This is a genomic window from uncultured Dietzia sp., from assembly GCF_937873725.1.
Taxonomy (GTDB): Bacteria; Actinomycetota; Actinomycetes; order Mycobacteriales; family Mycobacteriaceae; genus Dietzia.
In genome coordinates, this window is record NZ_CALMYY010000101.1 from 22,685 (window position 1) to 41,808 (window position 19,124).

Annotated in this window: 20 protein-coding genes and 1 riboswitch; of the genes, 9 read left to right on the top strand and 11 right to left on the bottom strand. The window is 71.8% G+C overall.

What is annotated here, in order from left to right; genetic code table 11:
* Positions 1-17: 17 nt before the first annotated feature.
* Both Q0444_RS10485 and Q0444_RS10490 read right to left on the bottom strand, forming a co-directional pair.
* Positions 18-644, bottom strand: coding sequence for a transglycosylase family protein (locus tag Q0444_RS10485; protein ID WP_299023199.1), 627 nt, complete (start codon positions 642-644; stop codon positions 18-20).
* 11 nt (positions 645-655) lie between these two features.
* Positions 656-812, bottom strand: a riboswitch (cyclic di-AMP (ydaO/yuaA leader).
* 189 nt (positions 813-1,001) lie between these two features.
* Positions 1,002-1,283, bottom strand: coding sequence for a hypothetical protein (locus Q0444_RS10490; protein ID WP_299023200.1), 282 nt, complete (start codon positions 1,281-1,283; stop codon positions 1,002-1,004).
* Positions 1,284-1,427: 144 nt separating this feature from the next.
* On the opposite strand from Q0444_RS10490, the gene Q0444_RS10495 reads away from it, so the two are divergent.
* On the top strand, positions 1,428-1,829 hold the full coding sequence (locus Q0444_RS10495; protein ID WP_291082289.1) for a cold-shock protein: 402 nt from the start codon (positions 1,428-1,430) through the stop codon (positions 1,827-1,829).
* A 9-nt stretch (positions 1,830-1,838) separates the two neighbouring features.
* On the opposite strand, the gene Q0444_RS10500 is transcribed toward Q0444_RS10495, so the two are convergent.
* The 3 genes from Q0444_RS10500 to Q0444_RS10510 are packed head-to-tail and all read right to left on the bottom strand — an operon-like array spanning position 1,839 to position 4,652.
* Positions 1,839-2,348: a DUF2771 family protein gene (locus Q0444_RS10500; protein WP_291082287.1), complete on the bottom strand. Its 510-nt coding sequence runs from the start codon at positions 2,346-2,348 to the stop codon at positions 1,839-1,841.
* Positions 2,345-3,745: an MFS transporter gene (locus Q0444_RS10505; protein ID WP_299023201.1), complete on the bottom strand. Its 1,401-nt coding sequence runs from the start codon at positions 3,743-3,745 to the stop codon at positions 2,345-2,347. The genes Q0444_RS10500 and Q0444_RS10505 overlap by 4 nt, the downstream gene beginning before the upstream one ends.
* Positions 3,738-4,652 carry a glutaminyl-peptide cyclotransferase gene (locus tag Q0444_RS10510; protein ID WP_299023202.1) on the bottom strand — a complete coding sequence of 305 codons (915 nt, stop codon included), beginning with the start codon at positions 4,650-4,652 and terminating at the stop codon, positions 3,738-3,740. Before Q0444_RS10510 ends, Q0444_RS10505 begins: the two co-directional genes overlap by 8 nt.
* 57 nt (positions 4,653-4,709) lie before the next feature.
* Here Q0444_RS10510 and Q0444_RS10515 point away from each other — a divergent pair, with 57 nt between their 5' ends.
* On the top strand, positions 4,710-5,594 hold the full coding sequence (locus tag Q0444_RS10515) for a DUF3027 domain-containing protein (RefSeq protein ID WP_291082318.1): 885 nt from the start codon (positions 4,710-4,712) through the stop codon (positions 5,592-5,594).
* A 6-nt stretch (positions 5,595-5,600) separates the two neighbouring features.
* On the opposite strand, the gene Q0444_RS10520 is transcribed toward Q0444_RS10515, so the two are convergent.
* Positions 5,601-5,870, bottom strand: a complete 270-nt coding sequence (locus Q0444_RS10520) for a DUF2530 domain-containing protein (RefSeq protein ID WP_291082282.1) — start codon at positions 5,868-5,870, stop codon at positions 5,601-5,603.
* Between the two features lie 75 nt (positions 5,871-5,945).
* Here Q0444_RS10520 and Q0444_RS10525 point away from each other — a divergent pair, with 75 nt between their 5' ends.
* The gene (locus Q0444_RS10525; RefSeq protein ID WP_299023203.1) at positions 5,946-7,415 is read left to right on the top strand and encodes an NCS2 family permease; all 1,470 of its coding nucleotides are present in this window, start codon (positions 5,946-5,948) and stop codon (positions 7,413-7,415) included.
* Between the two features lie 14 nt (positions 7,416-7,429).
* Positions 7,430-8,266, top strand: a complete 837-nt coding sequence (locus Q0444_RS10530) for an RNA methyltransferase (RefSeq protein WP_299023204.1) — start codon at positions 7,430-7,432, stop codon at positions 8,264-8,266.
* Between the two features lie 115 nt (positions 8,267-8,381).
* On the opposite strand, the gene Q0444_RS10535 is transcribed toward Q0444_RS10530, so the two are convergent.
* From Q0444_RS10535 to serC, 3 genes are all read right to left on the bottom strand, one after another.
* Positions 8,382-9,278 carry a DUF6928 family protein gene (locus Q0444_RS10535; RefSeq protein WP_291082439.1) on the bottom strand — a complete coding sequence of 299 codons (897 nt, stop codon included), beginning with the start codon at positions 9,276-9,278 and terminating at the stop codon, positions 8,382-8,384.
* A 9-nt stretch (positions 9,279-9,287) separates the two neighbouring features.
* Positions 9,288-10,160: a septation protein SepH gene (gene sepH, locus Q0444_RS10540; protein WP_291082437.1), complete on the bottom strand. Its 873-nt coding sequence runs from the start codon at positions 10,158-10,160 to the stop codon at positions 9,288-9,290.
* A 154-nt stretch (positions 10,161-10,314) separates the two neighbouring features.
* A complete protein-coding gene (serC, locus tag Q0444_RS10545) occupies positions 10,315-11,439 on the bottom strand; it encodes a phosphoserine transaminase (protein ID WP_291082434.1) in 1,125 nt (374 codons plus the stop codon).
* Between the two features lie 87 nt (positions 11,440-11,526).
* Here serC and pdxH point away from each other — a divergent pair, with 87 nt between their 5' ends.
* The 4 genes from pdxH (at position 11,527) to Q0444_RS10565 (ending at position 14,581) form a co-directional block, all read left to right on the top strand.
* Positions 11,527-12,192, top strand: a complete 666-nt coding sequence (gene pdxH, locus Q0444_RS10550; RefSeq protein WP_291082431.1) for a pyridoxamine 5'-phosphate oxidase — start codon at positions 11,527-11,529, stop codon at positions 12,190-12,192.
* A 129-nt stretch (positions 12,193-12,321) separates the two neighbouring features.
* Positions 12,322-13,611, top strand: a complete 1,290-nt coding sequence (locus tag Q0444_RS10555) for a citrate synthase (RefSeq protein WP_291082428.1) — start codon at positions 12,322-12,324, stop codon at positions 13,609-13,611.
* A 30-nt stretch (positions 13,612-13,641) separates the two neighbouring features.
* A complete protein-coding gene (locus Q0444_RS10560) occupies positions 13,642-13,998 on the top strand; it encodes an FKBP-type peptidyl-prolyl cis-trans isomerase (protein WP_291082425.1) in 357 nt (118 codons plus the stop codon).
* 184 nt (positions 13,999-14,182) lie between these two features.
* Positions 14,183-14,581 carry a hypothetical protein gene (locus Q0444_RS10565; RefSeq protein ID WP_291082422.1) on the top strand — a complete coding sequence of 133 codons (399 nt, stop codon included), beginning with the start codon at positions 14,183-14,185 and terminating at the stop codon, positions 14,579-14,581.
* 25 nt (positions 14,582-14,606) lie between these two features.
* Here the strand turns inward: Q0444_RS10565 and Q0444_RS10570 are convergent, their stop codons facing one another.
* Both Q0444_RS10570 and Q0444_RS10575 read right to left on the bottom strand, forming a co-directional pair.
* On the bottom strand, positions 14,607-16,526 hold the full coding sequence (locus Q0444_RS10570; RefSeq protein ID WP_291082419.1) for a propionyl-CoA synthetase: 1,920 nt from the start codon (positions 16,524-16,526) through the stop codon (positions 14,607-14,609).
* A 62-nt stretch (positions 16,527-16,588) separates the two neighbouring features.
* Positions 16,589-18,115 carry a carboxyl transferase domain-containing protein gene (locus Q0444_RS10575; RefSeq protein ID WP_299023205.1) on the bottom strand — a complete coding sequence of 509 codons (1,527 nt, stop codon included), beginning with the start codon at positions 18,113-18,115 and terminating at the stop codon, positions 16,589-16,591.
* 95 nt (positions 18,116-18,210) lie between these two features.
* Between Q0444_RS10575 and Q0444_RS10580 the strand changes: the two genes are divergently transcribed.
* Positions 18,211-18,957 (top strand): enoyl-CoA hydratase, encoded by a 747-nt coding sequence (locus tag Q0444_RS10580; protein WP_291082413.1) that lies wholly within the window; start codon positions 18,211-18,213, stop codon positions 18,955-18,957.
* Positions 18,958-19,124: the final 167 nt, after the last annotated feature.

Consider the following 19,124-nt stretch of genomic DNA (forward strand, 5'->3'; position numbering starts at 1 on the left):
GGTCGGGTCGACCGGTATCAGTTGCCCAGGTACGTGGCGAAGAAGCTGTCCACGGCCGCCTGGTTGCCCGCGTAGGCGGCGTCGATCGCGGCCTTGTTGGCGTGGTAGCCGGGCGTGATCGGCAGCTCCAGGCCGCGGCCCTCGGCGAACGCGCTGAGCGTCGCGACGTGGTCTGCGGCGGAGACCGCAGCGGGGGCGGCGGGCGCGGCTGGGGCGGCGGGGGCGGCCGGGGCCGGCTGGGCCACGTCACGCGGCGTCGGGGCGGAGTTCAGGCCCAGCTTGGCCGAGCAGGCGGGCCATGCGCCCCAGCCCTGGCCGGCGAGGGTCTTCTCGGCGATCGCGATCTGCTGCTCGCGGGTGGCCTGGTTGGCGGTCGGCGCGTACTTCGTGCCGCCGTAGGCCGCCCAGGTGCTCGGCGAGAACTGCAGCCCGCCCTGGTAGCCGTTGCCGGTGTTGATGCCCCAGTTGCCGCCGGCCTCGCACTGCGCCAGACGGTCCCAGTCGGAGTCCGGCGCGGCGTTGGCGGCCGGCGCCAGGGCGAGCCCGGCGGCCGAGAAGGCGGTGCCCGCGAGGACGACCTTGACGGCCGTCTTCGGGGCGGAGGTCACGGTGGCGGTGCGGTGGCGTCCGGTGTAAGAGGTCATGTGCGCGTCAGTCCTTTTCACTCTGTGCCTACGAGGTGAGCTGTCGGGTTCGGACGAGTGCGCCCGGCCGCCTTCCGGCGGCTTAACCCCAAGGCGACCGATGGTCGCCGGCCCGTGGTGGGCCCTGTCGGGTCCCCCGTCCCCGCCCGGTAACGGTTGATGAGGCATCGTCCGCAGGGCGGAGTTCGGAGGTGCGGCCGACGCCAACTCGCTGACGAGTATGCACTGAACAGTAGCGGCCTGATGCGGGATCGTCACCATTCCGAGATAAATCCGGGGCGCGCGGGAGGTGGCCAGGCGTTGTTATCTACTCGTTACCTGGGGGTTCTCCGGCGGATCCCGGGAAGGTGGGTTCGGTCACACCCGGGGCGGACGCGACCCGAGGATCGCGTACAGCAGGCCCAGGAGGAAGCCGACCGGGGTGAAGATCATCGCGCCCACGTAGAGCAGGGTGGGCGCGTCGCGGCCGATGACGAGCGGGGTCAGGGCGGCGAGGATCGTGAACACCACGCCCACCGAGAAGACGATCAGCGCCGCGACGAACAGGCCGCGGCGTCGCGGGCGGACCCGGGCGGGCCCGCTGGAGTCGGGCGCCCAGGGGTCGGGGTCGTCCGCGGGCCGTCGATCGTCAGGGGTCACACGGGGAGGGTACCGGCCCCGGAGCGGCGGTGACGAACGCCGAGGCGCGGGTACGCTCGGGGATTCGTGGAGGTCGTTGCTCGCGCGCCTGTGGGCGCGCGCGTGGAGACCGCTGGTGGAGACTCGGTGGAGAGGTGGATCGCGGTGCCCAGCGGCAGGGTGAAGTGGTACGACCCGGAGAGGGGCTTCGGCTTCCTGTCCCAGGAGGACGGCGAGGACGTCTACGTCCGGGCCGACGCGCTCCCGGCAGGGGTGGAGTCGCTCCGGGCCAGGCAGCGCGTGGACTTCGACATGGTCTCCGGCCGCCGCGGCCCCCAGGCGCTACGCGTGGTGGTCCACGACGAGCCGGCCGTCGCCGAGGACCGTGCACCGCGTGGCGGACCCCGGCGCTCGGCGGACGAGCTGCACGGGATGGTCGAGGACATGATCAAGGTGCTCGAGACGACCGTTCAACCCGAGTTGCGGCGAGGTCACCGGCCGGACCACAAGGTGGCATCCCGTGTGGCGACGGTGCTCCGCGCGGTCGCCCGCGAGCTGGACGCGTGACCTCCGGCGTCACCCCTCGTACGAGAAGCCGATCGACCACTCGCCGTTGACGATCGTCTCCGACCCGTCGGCCGCGTAGGTGAACGTGACCGCGCGGATCACCACACCGTCGATGCGGCCCTCGTCAGGGGTCGTCACGGGGATGAGGAGCTGGCCGGGGCCGCCCGGCTCGATGGTGTACGTGCGCTCGCCGCCGGCGCGGATCTCGTAGACGTCGAGAGTCGCCCGCTGGAGCTCCACCGGCAGCCGGACCGTGAGGGTGTGTTCACCGTGGATGGTGAACTCACCCACGGGGTTGGAGTAGCTGTTCCCGTCGAGATCCGTGGCGGTGAAGGGGAGCACCGAGGTGTGGCCGCGATCGGTGGCGACCGTGATCTCGGGTATCGCCCCGTACCGGGACGCCGAGCCCTGCCACGCCCCCGCGATCGCGGCGAACATGACGATCATCCAGGCGAGGATCGCCCACGAGACGGGGCGGATGCGGGGGCCGGGCCGGGGGGCTGCGCTGCGAGACTTCACTCCTCCATTCTGCCGAGCAGCCGGGCTCCGAATGCACGGGGGTCGCGCGGTGCCCCCGGGAACCTCGGCCGGTTGCCCCCGAGGCCCGGAACGAGCGTCGACCCGCGGGCGGTGAGAAGCGACTGGGTGAACAGCAGCGCGCCGACCGCCGCGATCACGGAGAAGCCGACGGTGAAGTCCGGCGGGAGCAGGACCCCGAGTGCGCCGCCGGTGACCCACGCGAGCTGGAGGGCAGTCTCGGACCTGCCGAACGCGGACGAGCGCGCCGCGTCCGGGATGTCGGTCTGGATCGAGGCGTCGAGCGCGACCTTGCCGAGCGCGCTGGACACCGCGGCGATGAGCGCGAGGGCGGCCGCGGCCCAGACGGTGCCGAGGAACGCGCCGACGACGGCCGCCGACAGCGCGGCGCCCGCCGCGGTGGCCGTGATCCGGCCCGGTCGCCCCAGCGGCAGGCGCGCCCCCGCCGCGTTCCCCGCGAAGGTGCCGATTCCGCCGGCCACACCCGCGATCGCGAGGATCCCCGCCTGTTCGGCAGCCGACGCGTGCTCCTGGGCCTTGGCGACGAACGCCAGGAACAGGGTGAGGAACCCGGTCATGAACCGGATCATCGACACGGCCCACAGGTCGGCGAGCACGTGGCGACCGAGCGGGCGGGTGAGGACCGTCCTGAGGCCGCCGGTCAGCGAACCGTGGCGGTCCATGCGCAGGGTCGCGGACTCCTCGTCGGGGGACGCCTCGGCCCGGGCGGGGATGGTCATGGCGACGTACGCGGCCACGAGCGCGACGGCGGCGAGCAACCACAGGGCGGCGGCGGAGTCCCACACCCACGACACGGCGCCGGCCACGGCGCCGGCGATCAGCGAGCCACAGACGTGTCCGAGCACGGTGAGCCGTGAGTTGGTGCGGACCAGGTCGAGCGCCGGCGGCAGGACGTGCGGCGTGATGGACGCCTTGACCACGCCGAAGGTCTTGGATAACACGAGCATGCCCAGGGCGAGCGGGTACAGCAGCCAGGAGTCGAAGTTGAGCGCGAGGATCACGGCGAGCACCGCGCGGAGGGTGAAGGTCAGCGAGACCGTCAGTCGACGTCCGCCACGCAGGCGGTCCAGGGCCGGGCCGATCACCGGGGCGATCAGTGCGAACGGAGCGACGGTGACGAGCAGGTAGAGCACGACATTGCTCCGCGACTCGGCGGTGGCGGCGGCGAAGAACAGCGTGTTGGCCAGGGCGACGGCGAGGATCGCGTCGCACGCGAAATTCGCGACGGTGACGTAACTGAGCTGTGAGAGCCCGGAACGGTCCGCCCCGTCGGCGTGGAAGACCCGCCGGACGCCCCGCCCGACCGTGGTCGCGGCCCGTCGGGCCGGTCCGGGCGCACCCGCGTCTGGCTCACCCAATGAGGCGCACCTCGTACAGGGAGGTCCACATCTTCCCGGTGAGCAGGAGATTCCCGGAGCCGGGCAGCGCGGCGATCCCGTTGAGGACCCCGTCCGCGCTGGCGGGTCTCGGCTGTTCGAGGGAGGAGGCGTCGTAGATGGCGGTGACCGCGCCGGTGGCGGGGTCGATCCGGAGGATCTCGTCGGTCATCCAGACGTTGGCCAGGATCGATCCGTCGGCGCATTCGAGCTCGTTGAGCCGGGAGACCGGGGTGCCGCCGGCCGTCACGGAGAGGGTCCCGGTGGGTTCGAAGGTGACCGGGTCGCGAAAGGTCAGCTCGTCCGAACCGTTGCTCATGACGAGCCCCGTCCCGTCGAAGCACAGGCCCCAGCCCTCGCCCTGGTAGGGAACCGCGGAGCGGATCTCGAGGGTCCGGGGGTCCCGATTGTGGGCGACACCATTGTTCCAGGTCAGGGTCCACAGGGTGTCCGGGGTGACGGCGAGGCCTTCTCCGAACTCGTCGGCGGCCATCGGCACGGAGACCGTGGGTGCGCCGCCCCCCAGCGGGCGCCGCTGCACCAGGGAGCGGCCGTACAGGCCCGTCGACTCGTAGATCTCGTCACCCACGACCTGCAGGCCCTGGGTGAACAGCGCCGGGTCGTGCGCCAACGTCCTGATGACCTCCACCGAACCCCGGGTGGGCTGCGGATCGGCCGGGCCCACCTGCACCGTGCCGGCCGCGCCGCCCGGCGCACCGGAGGAGCCGGCGGAGCCGGACCCGGCGGGCATGCTGGACGACGCCAGCGAGGGGCCCGTCGACGTGGTGCCCGCGGTGTCGTCGGAATCGCCCCCCGAACACGCGGCGACCGCGCCGACGAGGCAGAGGGAGACCGCTACGGAACCGGCGTGACGAAGAGCGTTGCGCATGCCCCCAGGATGCCGCACGACGGGCCGGGCCGTGACCCCGACTCGACGACGCGCATAATGGGACGGGTGAACACCGAGGTAGGCACGGACCAGGAGTCGGGCTCCGTGGGCGGCGGGCAGGCGTCGGACTTTGACGACACGCTGCGCGAGCGGCTCGCCTCCGGCGCGGACGTGGCCCGGGCGGCCGTCGAGGAGTTCGCCACCGACGGGGTGGGCGAGCATCTAGGGTGTGTCGTCGACGCGCCCTTCACCACGACCCACAGGTTCGCCTCCGACCTCGCCGGATACCGGGGATGGTACTGGGCCTGCGTGCTGGCGCTGGTCCCCGGTGGCGACCTGACCGTCGACGAGATCTCGCTGCTTCCCGGCGCGGACGCCGTCGTCGCCCCGGAGTGGGTGCCGTGGGAGAAGCGCATCCGCCGGGGAGACCTCGGGGCGGGGGACCTCCTGCCGCCGGCGGAGGACGACGATCGCCTGGTCCCCGGGCAGATGCTCAGCGGGGACGAGGAACTGGACGACCTCGCGGGTCCCGTCGGCCTCGGTCGGCCGCAGCACCTGAGCCTGGAGGGGCGCTCGGCCGCCGCCGCCCGCTGGGCGGCCGAACGCGGGCCGGACAGTGAGATCGCGCGCGGGGCCAAGTTCCACTGCGGCTCGTGCGGGTTCCTGGTGCCCGTCGCCGGCTCGCTGGGGTCGATGTTCGGGGTGTGTGCCAACGAGTACTCCGCCGACGGGCAGGTGGTCCACCTCCAGTACGGCTGCGGTGCCCACAGCGATGTGCAGGTCAGCGTCGATCCCGCGATCCCCGCCCCGGTGGCGTACGACGACGACGCCGTGGACGTGGTGGTGCTCCCGCAGCAGTTGGCGGCGTCGGCGCGGGCACGGAGCGGGGCGGAGAACGACGATCCCGGCTCCGCAGGTACGGACTCGGCCGCCACCGACTGACGGCGGTCAGGAGCGGTCGAAGTCGAGGCCCTGCTGGGCCCCCGCGCTGCCCCTGAGAACAGCCCGGCGCTGCAGGGCGTAGACGAGCGTGCCGAGCGCGCCCACACCGACGCCGACCCCGCAGAGGATGACGGTCCGCATGTCGACCTCGTCCATGAGCATCTGTGCCAGCAGCGCGATGGTCCACGCGAGCGTCCCGATGATGACGACCGGTCGCGGGTCCAGCAGATAACCCGGAATCCGGGGCGCCTGCTGGTCGGTCGACGGGTCCGTCATGACCGTGACGGTACCGCAGGAGACCGGGCGGTTACTCTATGACGGTTCCTCACCCATTGCCAGGAAGGTCGCCAGATGTCGCAGAGCACCGGGGCCCCGTCGCCGCCCTCAGCCCGGATCGGGGCGATCGACCGGTACTTCAAGATCAGCGAGCGCGGCTCGACGGTGTCCCGCGAGGTCCGCGGCGGTCTCGTCAGCTTCTTCGCGATGGCCTACATCATCGTCCTCAACCCGCTGATCCTCGGCTCGGGCGTGGACGTCGACGGCAACCGGCTGTCGATCGTCGAGATCGCCGCGGTCACCGCCTTCACGGCCGGCGTGATGACGGTGGCGTTCGGCGCGATCGCCCGCTACCCCTTCGCGTTCGCGACCGGCCTGGGGATCAACTCGCTCGTCGCGGTGACCATCGCCAAGCAGGTGACGTGGGCGGAGGCGATGGGGCTCGTCGTGATCGAGGGCCTCATCATCGTCATCCTGGCGGTGAGCGGCTTCCGCAAGGCCGTCTTCGACGCCATCCCGGCGGACCTCAAGGCCGCCATCGCGGTGGGCATCGGGCTGTTCATCGCCATGGTCGGCTTCGTCGACTCGGGCTTCGTCCGCCGGATCCCGGACGCCGCGGGCACCACGGTCCCCGTGGGGCTGGGGATCGAGGGGTCGATCGCCTCGTGGCCCACCGCCGTGTTCGCGTTCGGGCTCCTGCTCTGCGGCGTGCTCGTGGCCCGCCAGATCCGCGGCGGGATCTTCATCGGAATCGTCGTCACCACCGTGGTCGCCGCGGTCGTCGAGGCGATCACCAACGCCGGGCCCTCGTTCGTCGACGGCAGTCCCTCGCCCACCGGGTGGAACCTCGCAGTCCCCGGCATCCCCGACTCGCTCGGCGGCCTGCCCAACCTCTCCCTCATCGGGCAGGTGGACCTCCTCGGAGCGTTCGTCCGGATCGGCCCACTGGCGGCGGGGCTGTTCGTCTTCACCCTGCTGCTCGCCAACTTCTTCGACGCCATGGGCACGTTCACCGGCCTCGGCAAGGAGGCCGGGCTCATGGATGAGCAGGGGAACCTGCCCAACATGAAGACCGCGCTCGTGGTCGAGGGCGTCGGCGCCGTCGCGGGTGGCTTCACCTCGTCGTCGTCCAACACGGTCTTCCTGGAGTCGGCGACCGGTATCGCCGAGGGCGCCCGCACCGGACTGGCCAACATCGTCACCGGCGGACTGTTCCTCCTCGCGATGTTCTTCACGCCGCTGTACGAGGTCGTCCCGGTCGAGGCGGCGGCCCCCGCGCTCGTGGTGGTCGGCGCGCTCATGATGTCGCAGATCGTCCAGATCGACTTCACCAAGTTCTCGATCGCGCTTCCCGCCTTCCTCACGATCGTCACCATGCCGTTCACCTACTCGATCGCCAACGGCATCGGCATCGGGTTCGTGGCATGGGTCGTGATGGCCTCCGCCACCGGCAGGGCCCGGTCCGTGCACCCGTTGTTGTGGGTGGTCGCGGCGGCGTTCCTGGTCTACTTCGCGATCGGGCCCATCACCGACGCGCTGGCCTGACCGGGGCGCCGGAAGTGCTCGTCCTGGACGTCTCCGATCCCGCCGACCCGCGACTGGACGACCTGCGCGACCTCAACCACTCCGATCGGCGTCCCGACCTGCCGGGCGGCCGCGGCCTGGTGATCGCAGAGGGCACGTACGTGGTGGGCCGGATGCTGCTGTCGCGGTTCCGCCCGCACATCCTCCTGGGCACCGACGCGCGGCTGCAGCAGCTGCGTCGCGAGGCGGCGGTTGAGGACTGGGACGCCGACGAGCGGGCCGGCGACGCGGTGTACCTGCGGACCACCAAGGACGTGCTCAGCGAGGTGATCGGGTTCCGGTCCAGCCGCGACATCCTCGCCGCCGCGGATCGGCCGGCCCCGCTCGCGGTCCACGACGTGGTGTCCGGGGCTCGCACGCTGGTGGTGCTGGAGGGCGTCAACGACCCGGAGAACCTCGGGGCGATCTTCCGCAACTGCGCGGCCCTCGGGGTCGACGGGGTGCTCTTCGGCGCCTCGACCGGGGACCCGCTCTACCGTCGTGTCGTCCGCGTGTCGATGGGCCACGTGCTCCGTCTGCCGTTCGCGCACCTGCCCGGGACGCCGACCACCTGGCAGCGTTCGCTCGACGACCTGCGCGGTCAGGGATTCCGGACCGTGGCGCTCACGCCCTCGGGGGCCGTTCCGCTGTCGCGGGCCGTCGACGCCGAGAAAGTGGCGTTCGTCCTGGGCGCCGAGGGGCCCGGGCTCACCGAGCACGCGATGCAGGCCTGCGATGTCCGGGCCACCATCCCGATGACCGCGGGGACGGATTCGCTCAACGTGGCCACGGCCGCGGCGGTGGCGTTCTACGAGAGGTCGCGGGAGAGCTGAGCGGGCAGCCCCGGCACTCGGGCCTGTGCTGCGGGAATGGACCAATCGCCCATCGCGAGCCGCGCGAGAACAGACAGAGGGGCAGCGCAGGTCGAAGGGGCAGCGCAGGTCGGCTCTACCGCCGGTTCGACAGCCGGCGGCTCATGGCGGCGCGCGCCCGGCGCACGGCGTCCCGCGCGGCCCCGGCGACCCTGCGGACGGCCACCGACCCCGGTGGGGAGGCCCGGGCCACCGCGGGTACGAGGGGAGCCCGCTCGTAGTCGTCGTCGACGTAGGGGGTGGACCGGTCCGGGACCGGCTTCCCGGCGCCGGCGTGGCGCCGGGTGGCGGCATGGAGTTCCGCCCGACCGGGTGACCCCACCACGTGCACGGCCGGGCCCGCGGGCGGGGTGTGCGGGCGGACCTCACGGCGACCGTCGGTGGCGAACCCGTGGACCGGGACATCGAGCCCGCCCGGGTCCAGGTCGAAGCCCAGCCAGTCGCGGTGCGCGGCGTGGAGGAGCGACGACGGCGAGAACGGCAGCGCGAGCGGGGTGTCGTCGGCCCCGTCCAGCGGGAACTCGCCGGCCCAGTAGGGCCGCTCGAACGGGAGCGGCATCCCCTCGTCCTCGATGATCCGGTCGTCGGCCCCCGCGAACGAGCGGACGAGCCGGCCGGATTCCCAGCGGGCGAACCCGCTGACGCCGGAATCGGGCTCGTGGGAGAACAGGAGCACCGTGGGGGCCTCCACCAGCCTCAGCCACCTGTCGGAGGTCGCCGAGGGCGACACCGGGTCGTCGAGCAGCGTCTGGACCACCGTCAGCCCGGGGAACGAGCCCACGTAGATCTCACCGGGCCCGGTCGAGGCCGAGCGGTTGAGGGGGAACGCCCCCAACGAGGCGACGGTGACGGTGGGGTGGAGCCTGGAGAGGAGGCGCCGGGCGAAGCCGGGGTCGGACGGGTGGCCGGAACGGATCGGCGCAGCCGGGTCGTCGGTGTCGAGATACCAGAATGTGGCGACGTGGTGGCCCATGACGAGGCGTCAGTCGTCCTTGCCGCGGACTCCGAGCAGGACGTCCTCCCAGGACGGCATGGTCGGGTGGCGGCGGGATCCGCGGCGCTCGGGTTCGGTGGGTGGGTGCTGCAGGAATTCGTCGTCCTCCACGGGGGTGACCGCGGCGGGCGGGGTGAGCTCGGGGCGCCGGGCCGGTTCGACGGGGACGGGCCGAGGGTCCTGCGGCGTCGGCGCCGCCGAGTTCGGGACCGCCCGGATGGGAGGGGGACCGGAGGGGAGCGGGGGAGGGGACGCAACCGTGCGGAGGGCGGTCGCCCGGGAGGGGTCGAGGATGCCCTCGGCCTGGTCGTCCAGCGGACGCGCGGATCCGCCGTGGGAGTCGGGCAGGAAGGACCACGTGGCGGAGGCGTCGTCAGACAGGCCCGCCGGCCACGAGGTCCGCACCACCCAGCCGCCGGCCCGGTCCCGCCAGGCGTCCCAGGCCACCAGGTCGGGGTCGATGCCACGGCGGTCGAGTGCGGAGTGGACGCGCTCGGCGAGCGTGTCGAGTGCCGGGCCGTCCGGGAGCACCGGGTGCGCGGACCGCGCGAGGTCGGCCGCGTTGGCGCGTTCGAGGAGAACGGGAACGGCGAATCCCTCGATCCGCGACAGCGGGACCCCGGCGTCGGAGGCCACGTCCTCGGGGGAGGCTCCGTGACGGATGCGGTCCTGGATCTCGCGGGGACGCAGCGTGCCGGTCACGGGAACCCGCTCGCGGCCGCCGGGGGGGAGCGACTCGCCCCGGGCCGCGGCGCGGAGCCGGTCGTCGAGGGGGAGGGAGAACGTCTCACCCGAGTCCGGGACCTCGCACTCGACCACCGACGACTCGGGGTCGACCCCGACGATCCTCAGCTTGCGCATGCCGCCTCCTCGACTTCTCACGGCCCCGTCGACGGCCCAGCCGGCGCGCACCCGGGTCCTGGGCGTTCCCCACATGGTAGGGCAGCGCAGCCCACCCGGCACGGTGACGGGCCGGGTGGGCTGCGGAAATTCTGCGCCGGGACGGGGGGGAGCGTCAGCCGAGCCGGCCCACCACGTGGTCGATGCAGCGGGTGAGCTGCGTGACGTCCTCGGGGTCGATGGCCGGGAACATGCCGATGCGCAGCTGGTTGCGGCCGAGCTTGCGGTACGGCTCGGTGTCGAGGATGCCGTTGGCGCGGAGGGTCTTGGCGACCTTGGCGGCGTCGATCCCCTCGTCCAGGTCGATGGTGCCGACGACCTGCGAGCGGTGGGCCGGCTCGGACACGAACGGCGTGGCGTAGTCGCTGGCCTCCGCCCAGTCGTAGAGACGCGAGGAGGAGTCCTTGGTCCGCGCCACACACCAGTCCAGTCCACCCTGGGTGTTCATCCACTCGATCTGGTTCGCGAACATCAGCAGCGTGGCCACGGCCGGGGTGTTGTACGTCTGGTTCTTGGCCGAGTTGTCGACCGCGGTGGGCAGCGACAGGAAGTCCGGGCACCAGCGGTCGGTGGCCGCGATCTCGGCGACGCGCTCGAGGGCGGCCGGGCTCATGATCGACACCCAGATGCCGCCGTCCGAGGCGAAGCACTTCTGCGGCGCGAAGTAGTAGACGTCGGCGTCGTTCATGTCGACGGGCAGGCCGCCGGCGCCGGAGGTGGCGTCGATCGCGACGAGCGCGTTCTCGGACCCGGCCGGCCGGGTGACGGGGACCATCACGCCCGTCGAGGTCTCGTTGTGGGCCCAGCCGATGAGGTCGACCGACGGGTCGGACGTGGGCTCGGGGGCGGAGCCCGGATCCGCGGAGATGACGATCGGGTCGGCCAGGAACGGTGCGCCTCCGGTGACCTTGGCGAACTTGGACGAGAACTCCCCGTAGGTCAGGTGGAGCGACTTCTCGCGGACCAGCCCGAACGCGGCGGCGTCCCAGAACGCGGTGGTGCCGCCGTTGCCCAGCACGACCTCGTAGCCGTCGGGGAGGGAGAACAGCGAGGACAGGCCGTCGCGCACCCGACCCACGACGTTCTTGACCGGCGCCTGCCGGTGGCTCGTGCCCATCACGGCGGTGGCGGCGTCGGACACGGCCGCGATCTGCTCCGGACGGACCTTGGACGGGCCGCAGCCGAAGCGCCCGTCGGCGGGCTTGAGGTCGGCGGGGATGGTGGGCAGCTGATCGCTCATGCGTGGGGTGGCCGTTCCTTGTCGTGGGATGGGAATCGTCTCCATGGTAGTCGGGGGAGCCGTCGGGTCGGAGTAGCGTCTGGGGGCATGGAGGATCCAGCACTCGAACCGGCGGATTTCGACACGATGCGGGTCGGCTACGGCCTGCACAGCAGGTTGGACGTCGCCGACCTCGACGGCGACTGGCTGCCGCTGTTCACCGTGTGGCTCGACGAGGCGGGGCGCCGAGGCGTGCGGGAACCCAACGCCATGGTGCTCGGCACCGCCGGTGCCGACGGCCGGCCGTCGACCAGGACGGTCCTGTGCAAGGGCGCGGACGCGCGGGGGCTGACCTTCTTCACCACGACGAGCTCGCGCAAGGGCGCGCAGTTGGCGGCGTCGGGACACGCGTCCGTCACGTTCCCGTGGTTGGTCGTCGAGCGTCAGGTCCACATCGAGGGCCGGTGCGATCCCCTGGACCGGGCGGACAGCCTCGCGTACTGGCGCACCCGGCCCCGGGGGTCGCAGGTGGCGGCGTGGGCCTCCGAGCAGTCGCAGCCGGCGGAGTCCGTGGAGGAGCTGGAGTCCCTCTTCGCCGTCGCCGAGGAGCGGTTGGCGGGCGTCGACGAGATCCCGATGCCCGACCGGTGGGGAGGCTATCTGTTGACCCCGGAGCGGGTGGAGTTCTGGCAGGGCGGCCGGGACAGGTTCCACGACCGGGTCGAGTGCCTGCGCGGGGACGGCGGGTGGACCGTCCGCCGGCTCCAACCCTGAGCGGGACCGGACTGGGGGGACCGGCGCGGAACGCCCTTCGGAACGGGAGCCCTCGTCACGGTAGGGTGTGGCACAGCACATTCGTGGCGGGATTCGACCGCCGGGACCAGTCGTCGGAGAGGGAATCGCGTGACCGCAGGCTCGAACGGTTCGGACCGCAAGGCAACACTGTCCTACCCCGGCGGTGAACTCGAACTAGACGTGGTCGATGCCACCATCGGAAGCGACGCGGTGCAGCTCGGCCCGCTGCTTGCCAAGACGGGGATGACCACCCTCGACGTGGGGTTCGTCAACACGTCGGCCTGCACCTCGTCGATCACCTACATCGACGGTGGCGAGGGGATCCTCCGGCACCGTGGATACCCGATCGACCAGCTCGCGGACAACGCCTCCTTCCTCGAGGTCTCGTATCTGCTGATCTACGGTGAGGACCCCAGCGAAGCGCAGCTCGCGGAGTTCACCGAGAAGGTCCTCGGCCAGACCACGCTGCCCGGCCAGATGATGCCCCTGCTGCAGGCGTTCCCCCGCGACACCCACCCCATGCCGGTCCTCTCCGCCGGCGTGAGCCTGTTCGGTACGCACGGCGACGACCTGGACATCGATGATCCCAAGGCCGTCGACCTGGCCACCGCCCGTCTGCTCGGCCGCGGCCCGACGCTCGCCGCCGCCATCGAGCGCATCCGCAGTGGCCAGGAGGCCATCGACCCGGATCCGTCGCTCGGATATGTGGGCAACTTCCTCCGCATGATGTTCGGCCCGGACTACGAGATCACCGACGAGGTCTCCAAGGCCCTCGACATGCTCCTGGTGCTCCACGCCGACCACGAGCAGAACTGCTCCACCTCCACGGTGCGCATGGTCGGCTCGTCCGAGGCCCCGCTGTACGCGTCCATCACCGGCGGCATCAACGCCCTGTACGGCCCGCTGCACGGCGGCGCCAACCAGGCGGTCCTGGAGATGCTCGAGCGGATCCAGGCCGAGGGTGGCGACGCCACCGACTACATGGACCGCGTCAAGAACAAGGTCGACGGCGTCAAGCTGATGGGCTTCGGGCACCGCGTCTACAAGAGCTACGACCCGCGCGCCCAGATCGCCAAGAAGCACGCGCACTCGCTGCTGTCGCACAGCAACGACCCGCTGCTGGAGATCGCGATGAAGCTGGAGGAGACGGCGCTCGCCGACGACTACTTTGTCGAGCGCAAGCTCTACCCGAACGTGGACTTCTACACCGGTCTGATCTACCGGGCGATGGGCTTCCCCACGGAGATGTTCACCGTCCTGTTCGCGCTCGGGCGGATGCCCGGCTGGATCGCCCACTGGCGTGAGATGCGCGAGGATCCGTCCACCAAGATCAACCGCCCGCGTCAGGTCTACACCGGCCCGGCCGAGCGGACCTTCACCCCGATCAGCCAGCGCTGAGCCCGGGAATCCGACTCCAGGAGGAGCCACATGGACAAGCCCGAGATCGACATGCCGACCGGCCCCGCCCCCACGGGCCTCGTCAGCGAGGACCTCACGGTGGGTGAGGGCGCCGAGGCCGTGGCCGGCGGCAAGGTCACCGTGCACTACGTCGGTGTGGACTTCGAGACCGGCGAGCAGTTCGACTCGTCGTGGGATCGCGGCGAGTCCATCACCTTCCCGCTCAACGGCCTCATCCAGGGCTGGCAGGAGGGGATCCCCGGCATGAAGGTCGGCGGTCGCCGCCAGCTGGTGATCCCGCCGGACAAGGCCTACGGCACCTCCGCGGCACTGCACCCGCTCGGCGGCAAGACGCTCGTCTTTGTGATCGATCTGATCGACGCCTGAGTAGACCCTCGCGCGCTCCGCTCGCCCCGCACTCCCGTCGGAGTGCGGGGCTCCGAGCTCAGATGCGGTAGGTCGAGCACGCCGGTGCAGTATCCGCGCACCTTCCGGACGGATGTCCATGGACCTAGTATTCCGGGTGTACCGGCGGTGACCAGCACCGCGGACCTCCAGGAAGGCATTCGTCATGATCACTGCCCCCCGCATCGCCCGCCGCGCGCTCGCCGCCGCCGCCGTTCTCGGAATGACCGCCGGCGGCCTCGCCCTGGCCGGGCCGGCCACCGCCTCCGCGGTGCCCCGGGTCGAGACCGTCTCCGGGGCCACCTACGTGAGCTTCGACGACCTCCCGTCGTGGCAGTTCGACTCCGTCGAGGACGTCGCCGATGAGGTCAACCGGATCCTCCCCGGCGAGGAGGAGGTCGTCTTCGCGGTCAACAAGAGGGGCCCCCGCTCCGCGATCGGCGTGTTCGCGCCCCGTCGTAGCGGCATCTCCCTGGCGGTCGAGTGCGATCCCGAGGTGGACACGTGGGACTCCTACCTCGGCGGCTCCTGCTCGGGCAACGAGGAGTCGCTCCCGGTCCGGTAGGTCGCCGGCTGGAGAGCCGCGCAGCCTAGCCCTGCTGCCGCAGGAACGGGGCGAGGTCCTCCAGCACCTGCGGGTCCTCGATCGTCGACGGCACGGGAACATTCTCCTGGCCGTCGGCGATCTGCCGCATGGTCTTGCGCAGGATCTTGCCCGAGCGGGTCTTGGGCAGGCCCTGCACCACCGTGCAGTCGCGGAACGTGGCCACCGCGCCGATGTCCTCGCGGACCATCGTCACCAGTTCCGACCTGAGCTGCTCCGGGTCGCGGACCTCGCCGGCCTTGAGCACCACGTAACCGACGGGCCGCTGGCCCTTGAGTTCGTCCCTGACGCCGATCACCGCGACCTCGGCGACAGCCGGGTGCTTGGCGATCACGGCCTCCATGGAGCCCGTGGACAGCCGGTGCCCGGCGACGTTGATGACATCGTCCGTCCGGCCCATGACGTAGACGTAGCCGTCGGAGTCGATGAACCCGCCGTCACCGGTCGAGTAGTAGCCGTCGAACACGGACATGTAGGAGGAGACGAATCGCTCGTCGTCCTCCCACAGGCCCAGGAGCGTGCCCGGGGCCATCGGTAGCTTGATGACGAGGTTCCCCTCCTCCCCGGCGGCGAGTTCGTTGCCCTCGCCGTCGAGGACCCGCAGGTCGTACCCGGGCACGGCGACGGTCGGGGAGCCGGCCTTGATGGTCATGGGGTCCAACCCGCGGAGGTTGGAGGCGATGGGCCAGCCGGTCTCGGTCTGCCACCAGTTGTCCACCACGGGCTTGCCGAGCTTGTCGGTGGCCCACTGGTACGTCTCGGGGTCGAGGCGCTCGCCCGCACAGAACAGGGTGTGCATGCCCGACAGGTCGTACTTGCCGATCTCCAGGCCCTCCGGGTCCTCCTTGCGGACGGCCCGCACCGCGGTGGGGGCCGTGAAGAGCGCGACGGCCTTGTGCTCCGAGATCACACGCCAGAACGCGCCCGCATCGGGGGTGCCGACGGGCTTGCCCTCGTAGATGATCGAGGTCGCCCCCACGAGGAGGGGCGCGTAGACGATGTACGAGTGCCCGACCACCCAGCCGACGTCGGAGGCCGACCACCACACGTCTCCGGGCCGCACGCCGTAGACGTTCCACATCGACCACGCGAGCGCGACCGCGTGCCCGCCGTTGTCCCGGACGACGCCCTTGGGCATGCCCGTGGTGCCGGAGGTGTAGAGGATGTACAGCGGGTCGTTGGCGGCGACGGCGACGGGACCCGCCGGTTCCGCGACGGCCACGGCGTCGTCCCAGTCGGTCCACGTGACGCCGGGGGTCTCGGGGAACACCTCGTCCGGGAAATGCTCCGCGCGCGAGGCGACGATCACGGCGCTGGGGCTCGCGTAGCTGAGCCGGAGGGCCTTGGCCACCATGGGGAAGTAGGGGATCCTGCGGGTGGGCTCGATGCCGCCGGTGGCGGTGACGATGACCTTCGGCCGGGCGTCGTCGATCCGGATCGCGAGTTCCGGGGCGGCGAATCCGCCGAACACGACGGAATGGATCGCGCCGAGGCGGGCGCAGGCGAGCATGGCGACCGCGGCACGGGGGATCATGGGCATGTAGATGACGACCCGATCGCCCCTGCCGACGCCCTCGGCGCGAAGTGCGCCGGCGAAGGCCTCCACCTGGTCGAGCAGTTGGGAGTAGGTGATGGTCTCCTTGACCCCGGTGACGGCGGAGTCGTAGATGTACGCGGCCTGGTCCCCCCGGCCCGCCTCGATGTGGCGGTCGATGCAGTTATACGACGTGTTGAGCTCGCCGTCCGGGAACCAGCGGTAGAAGGGCGGCCGGGACGAGTCGACGGCGGTGGTGGGCTGCCTGGTCCAGTCGATACCGCGGGCGGCGTCCAGCCAGAAGACGTCGGGATCGGTGATCGAGAGCCGGTGGGCGTCGGCGTAGGTCGACGGGGTCGGGGAGTTCGACATCGGGCAGGCCCCTCACGTACGGGAGTGTGCCGCCGATCGGTGCCGGCGGACTGTGACCCGGTTCACTCTAGCGCCAGGCCCAGGTGGCGATACCTGGACATGCGTTCGGCGTACCTCCGCTCGGGGGGGAGGCGCCGGACCTCCATCAAGGCCGAGGCCACGGCGTCGGCCAGGCGGTCGCAGAACGCGTCGGGCTCATCGGCGGCGTCGGGCCGCTCGGGGACCACGACGTCGACGATCCCCGCCGCGTGGAGGTCCGCCGAGGTGATGCCCTGCGTTCGCGCCACCTCCGCGGCGCGGGACGTGGTGTGGTGGAGGATCGCGCTCGCACCCTCGGGTGGCAGTGGCGCGAGCCACCCGTGTCTGGCGCACAGCACCCGGTCGGCCGGGAGCATGGCCAAGGCGGCGCCACCGGTGCCCTGACCCAGGATCACCGAGACGGTCGGGGTGGGGAGGGTGACGAGGTCCGCCAGGCTGCGGGCGATCTCGCCCGCGAGGCCGCCCTCCTCCGCCTCGCGGGACAGCGCGGCGCCGCGGGTGTCGATGAGCAGGACCAGCGGGACCCCGACCTCCGCCGCGATCCGCATCCCCCTGCGGGCCGAACGCAGGGCCGACGGGCCGAGCGGGCTCGATTCGTTCTCCGCGTCGCGGTCCTGGGCCAGGACCACGGCGGACTGTCCGCGGAATCGCGCGAGCGCGAGCAGGAGCGAACCGCTGTCCTCGCCCTGACCGGTTCCCGAGAGCGGGACCCGGTCAGGCGCGACGCGCGCGAGGAACGACCGCGCGCCGGGTCGGTCGCCGCGGCGGGAGCGGGTGATGGCGTCCCACGCGTCCGGCGGTCCGGCCTCATCGGTCTCCGGCGGGCGGACCGGCCCGGGAGGTGGGGCCGGCTCGTCGTCGGACGGCGGGTCCTCGCACAGCACCCGCAGCGCCATCGCGGTGAGGTCCCGCACCCCCTCCGGTGGGACCACTCCGTCGATCATCCCGCGGCGCGCGAGGTTCTCCGAGACCTGGACGCCCTCGGGGAAGGGGGCCTGGTAGAGCGCCTCGTACACGCGGGGGCCGAGGAAGCCGATGAGCGCACCGGGTTCGGCCACGGAGACGTGCCCGAGTGATCCCCAGGAGGCGAACACCCCGCCGGTGGTGGGATGTCGCAGGTAGACGAGGTACGGAAGCCCCGCGGACTTGTGCCCGGCCACCGCCCCGGAGATCTTGACCATCTGGAGGAACGCGATTGTGCCCTCCTGCATCCGGGTGCCGCCGGACGTCGGCGACGCCAGGACCGGGAGCCGCTCCGCCGTGGCGCGCTCGATCGCGGAGACGATCCGCTCGGCGGCCGCGATGCCGATCGATCCGGCGAGGAAGTCGAACTCGCAGGCGATGAACACCACCCGCCGGCCCCTCAGGGTGCCCTCGCCGGTGATGACCGCCTCGTCGACGCCCGAGGACCGCGCCGCACGCTCGAGCGCGGCGGCGTACCCGGGGACCGAGTCGACCTGCGTCGAGCGCACCGGAGCCCTGTCCCAGGACCGGAACGAGCCGGCGTCGAGGACCAGGTCGAGGATCTGCAGAGCTCCGGTTCGCGCCATGACCGCATCGTACGGTGGGGGCGCTCACCAGCGGGTACCGTCATCGAAGGGGTGCACGACCGTACCCCCATCCCGCAGAGGAGGCCCCCGCCGCCATGATCGTCACCGGAAGGGACGGTGCAGTCGCCGTCGTCACCATCGACCGCCACGCCACCCGCAACGCCCTCGACGCGCAGGTGTGTACCGCCCTGCGCGAGGCCATCGAGTCCGCCGGCGCACTCGCGGAGGCCGAGGACCCGGTGCGCGCCATCGTCGTCACCGGGGCCGGGACCGCCTTCTGTGCGGGCGCGGACCTGTCCGGCGGGGTCTACAACACCGACTTCTACGAGGCCCACGCGGCGATGCTCCGCGCCGTGGAGTCCGTTCCCGTCCCTGTCGTGGCGGCCGTCAACGGTCCCGCGGTGGGTGCGGGGGTCCAGCTCGCGCTGGCGGCGGACCTCAGGGTGGTCGCGCCCGGGGCGGTGTTCGCCGTACCGGTGGTCAAGGTGGGGCTGGCCCTGGACAACTGGACCATCAAGCGGCTGGCCAACGTCGTCGGCGGTGGGCACGCCCGGTCGGTGCTCATGACCGCGCGACCGGTCGGTGCCGAGGAGGCGGCTCGCATCGGGCTGGCCAACGAGATCGGTGGGCTGGACACCGCGATGGAACTGGCGGCCGAGATCTCCAGGTTCGCCCCGCTGAGCCTGCGGCACATCAAGTCCGTGATCAACGACGACGACGCCCGGTTGCTGCCGCGGGACGAACACACCGAGCTCCAGCAGCGGGCCTGGAGCAGCGACGACATGGCGGAGGCCCGCGCGGCCCGCGCGGAGAAGCGACCCCCCGTGTTCCGGGGACGGTGACCCGGGCCGCACGTGCGGCCAGCCCCACGTGAGGTGACCGCACCCCCCCGATGGGGGCGGCCGTCGGGCGGTCTTCGCGCAGTTCATTTGCGTTGCCGGGGCGGGGTTCTGCGAAACTCCTGTGTCTCGTGTCACACTCTCTCCGTCACTGTCTGTGAGGTGCACCA

What these genes read in the sequence shown, in the direction of transcription:
- Q0444_RS10485 (WP_299023199.1), bottom strand. Translation starts at nt 644, where the DNA reads ATGACCTCTTACACCGGACGCCACCGCACCGCCACCGTGACCTCCGCC.
- Q0444_RS10510 (WP_299023202.1), bottom strand. Translation starts at nt 4,652, where the DNA reads ATGCGCAACGCTCTTCGTCACGCCGGTTCCGTAGCGGTCTCCCTCTGC.
- Q0444_RS10515 (WP_291082318.1), top strand. Translation starts at nt 4,710, where the DNA reads ATGGGACGGGTGAACACCGAGGTAGGCACGGACCAGGAGTCGGGCTCC.
- Q0444_RS10520 (WP_291082282.1), bottom strand. Translation starts at nt 5,870, where the DNA reads ATGACGGACCCGTCGACCGACCAGCAGGCGCCCCGGATTCCGGGTTAT.
- Q0444_RS10525 (WP_299023203.1), top strand. Translation starts at nt 5,946, where the DNA reads ATGTCGCAGAGCACCGGGGCCCCGTCGCCGCCCTCAGCCCGGATCGGG.
- Q0444_RS10535 (WP_291082439.1), bottom strand. Translation starts at nt 9,278, where the DNA reads ATGGGCCACCACGTCGCCACATTCTGGTATCTCGACACCGACGACCCG.
- sepH (WP_291082437.1), bottom strand. Translation starts at nt 10,160, where the DNA reads ATGCGCAAGCTGAGGATCGTCGGGGTCGACCCCGAGTCGTCGGTGGTC.
- serC (WP_291082434.1), bottom strand. Translation starts at nt 11,439, where the DNA reads ATGAGCGATCAGCTGCCCACCATCCCCGCCGACCTCAAGCCCGCCGAC.
- pdxH (WP_291082431.1), top strand. Translation starts at nt 11,527, where the DNA reads ATGGAGGATCCAGCACTCGAACCGGCGGATTTCGACACGATGCGGGTC.
- Q0444_RS10560 (WP_291082425.1), top strand. Translation starts at nt 13,642, where the DNA reads ATGGACAAGCCCGAGATCGACATGCCGACCGGCCCCGCCCCCACGGGC.
- Q0444_RS10565 (WP_291082422.1), top strand. Translation starts at nt 14,183, where the DNA reads ATGATCACTGCCCCCCGCATCGCCCGCCGCGCGCTCGCCGCCGCCGCC.
- Q0444_RS10570 (WP_291082419.1), bottom strand. Translation starts at nt 16,526, where the DNA reads ATGTCGAACTCCCCGACCCCGTCGACCTACGCCGACGCCCACCGGCTC.
- Q0444_RS10575 (WP_299023205.1), bottom strand. Translation starts at nt 18,115, where the DNA reads ATGGCGCGAACCGGAGCTCTGCAGATCCTCGACCTGGTCCTCGACGCC.
- Q0444_RS10580 (WP_291082413.1), top strand. Translation starts at nt 18,211, where the DNA reads ATGATCGTCACCGGAAGGGACGGTGCAGTCGCCGTCGTCACCATCGAC.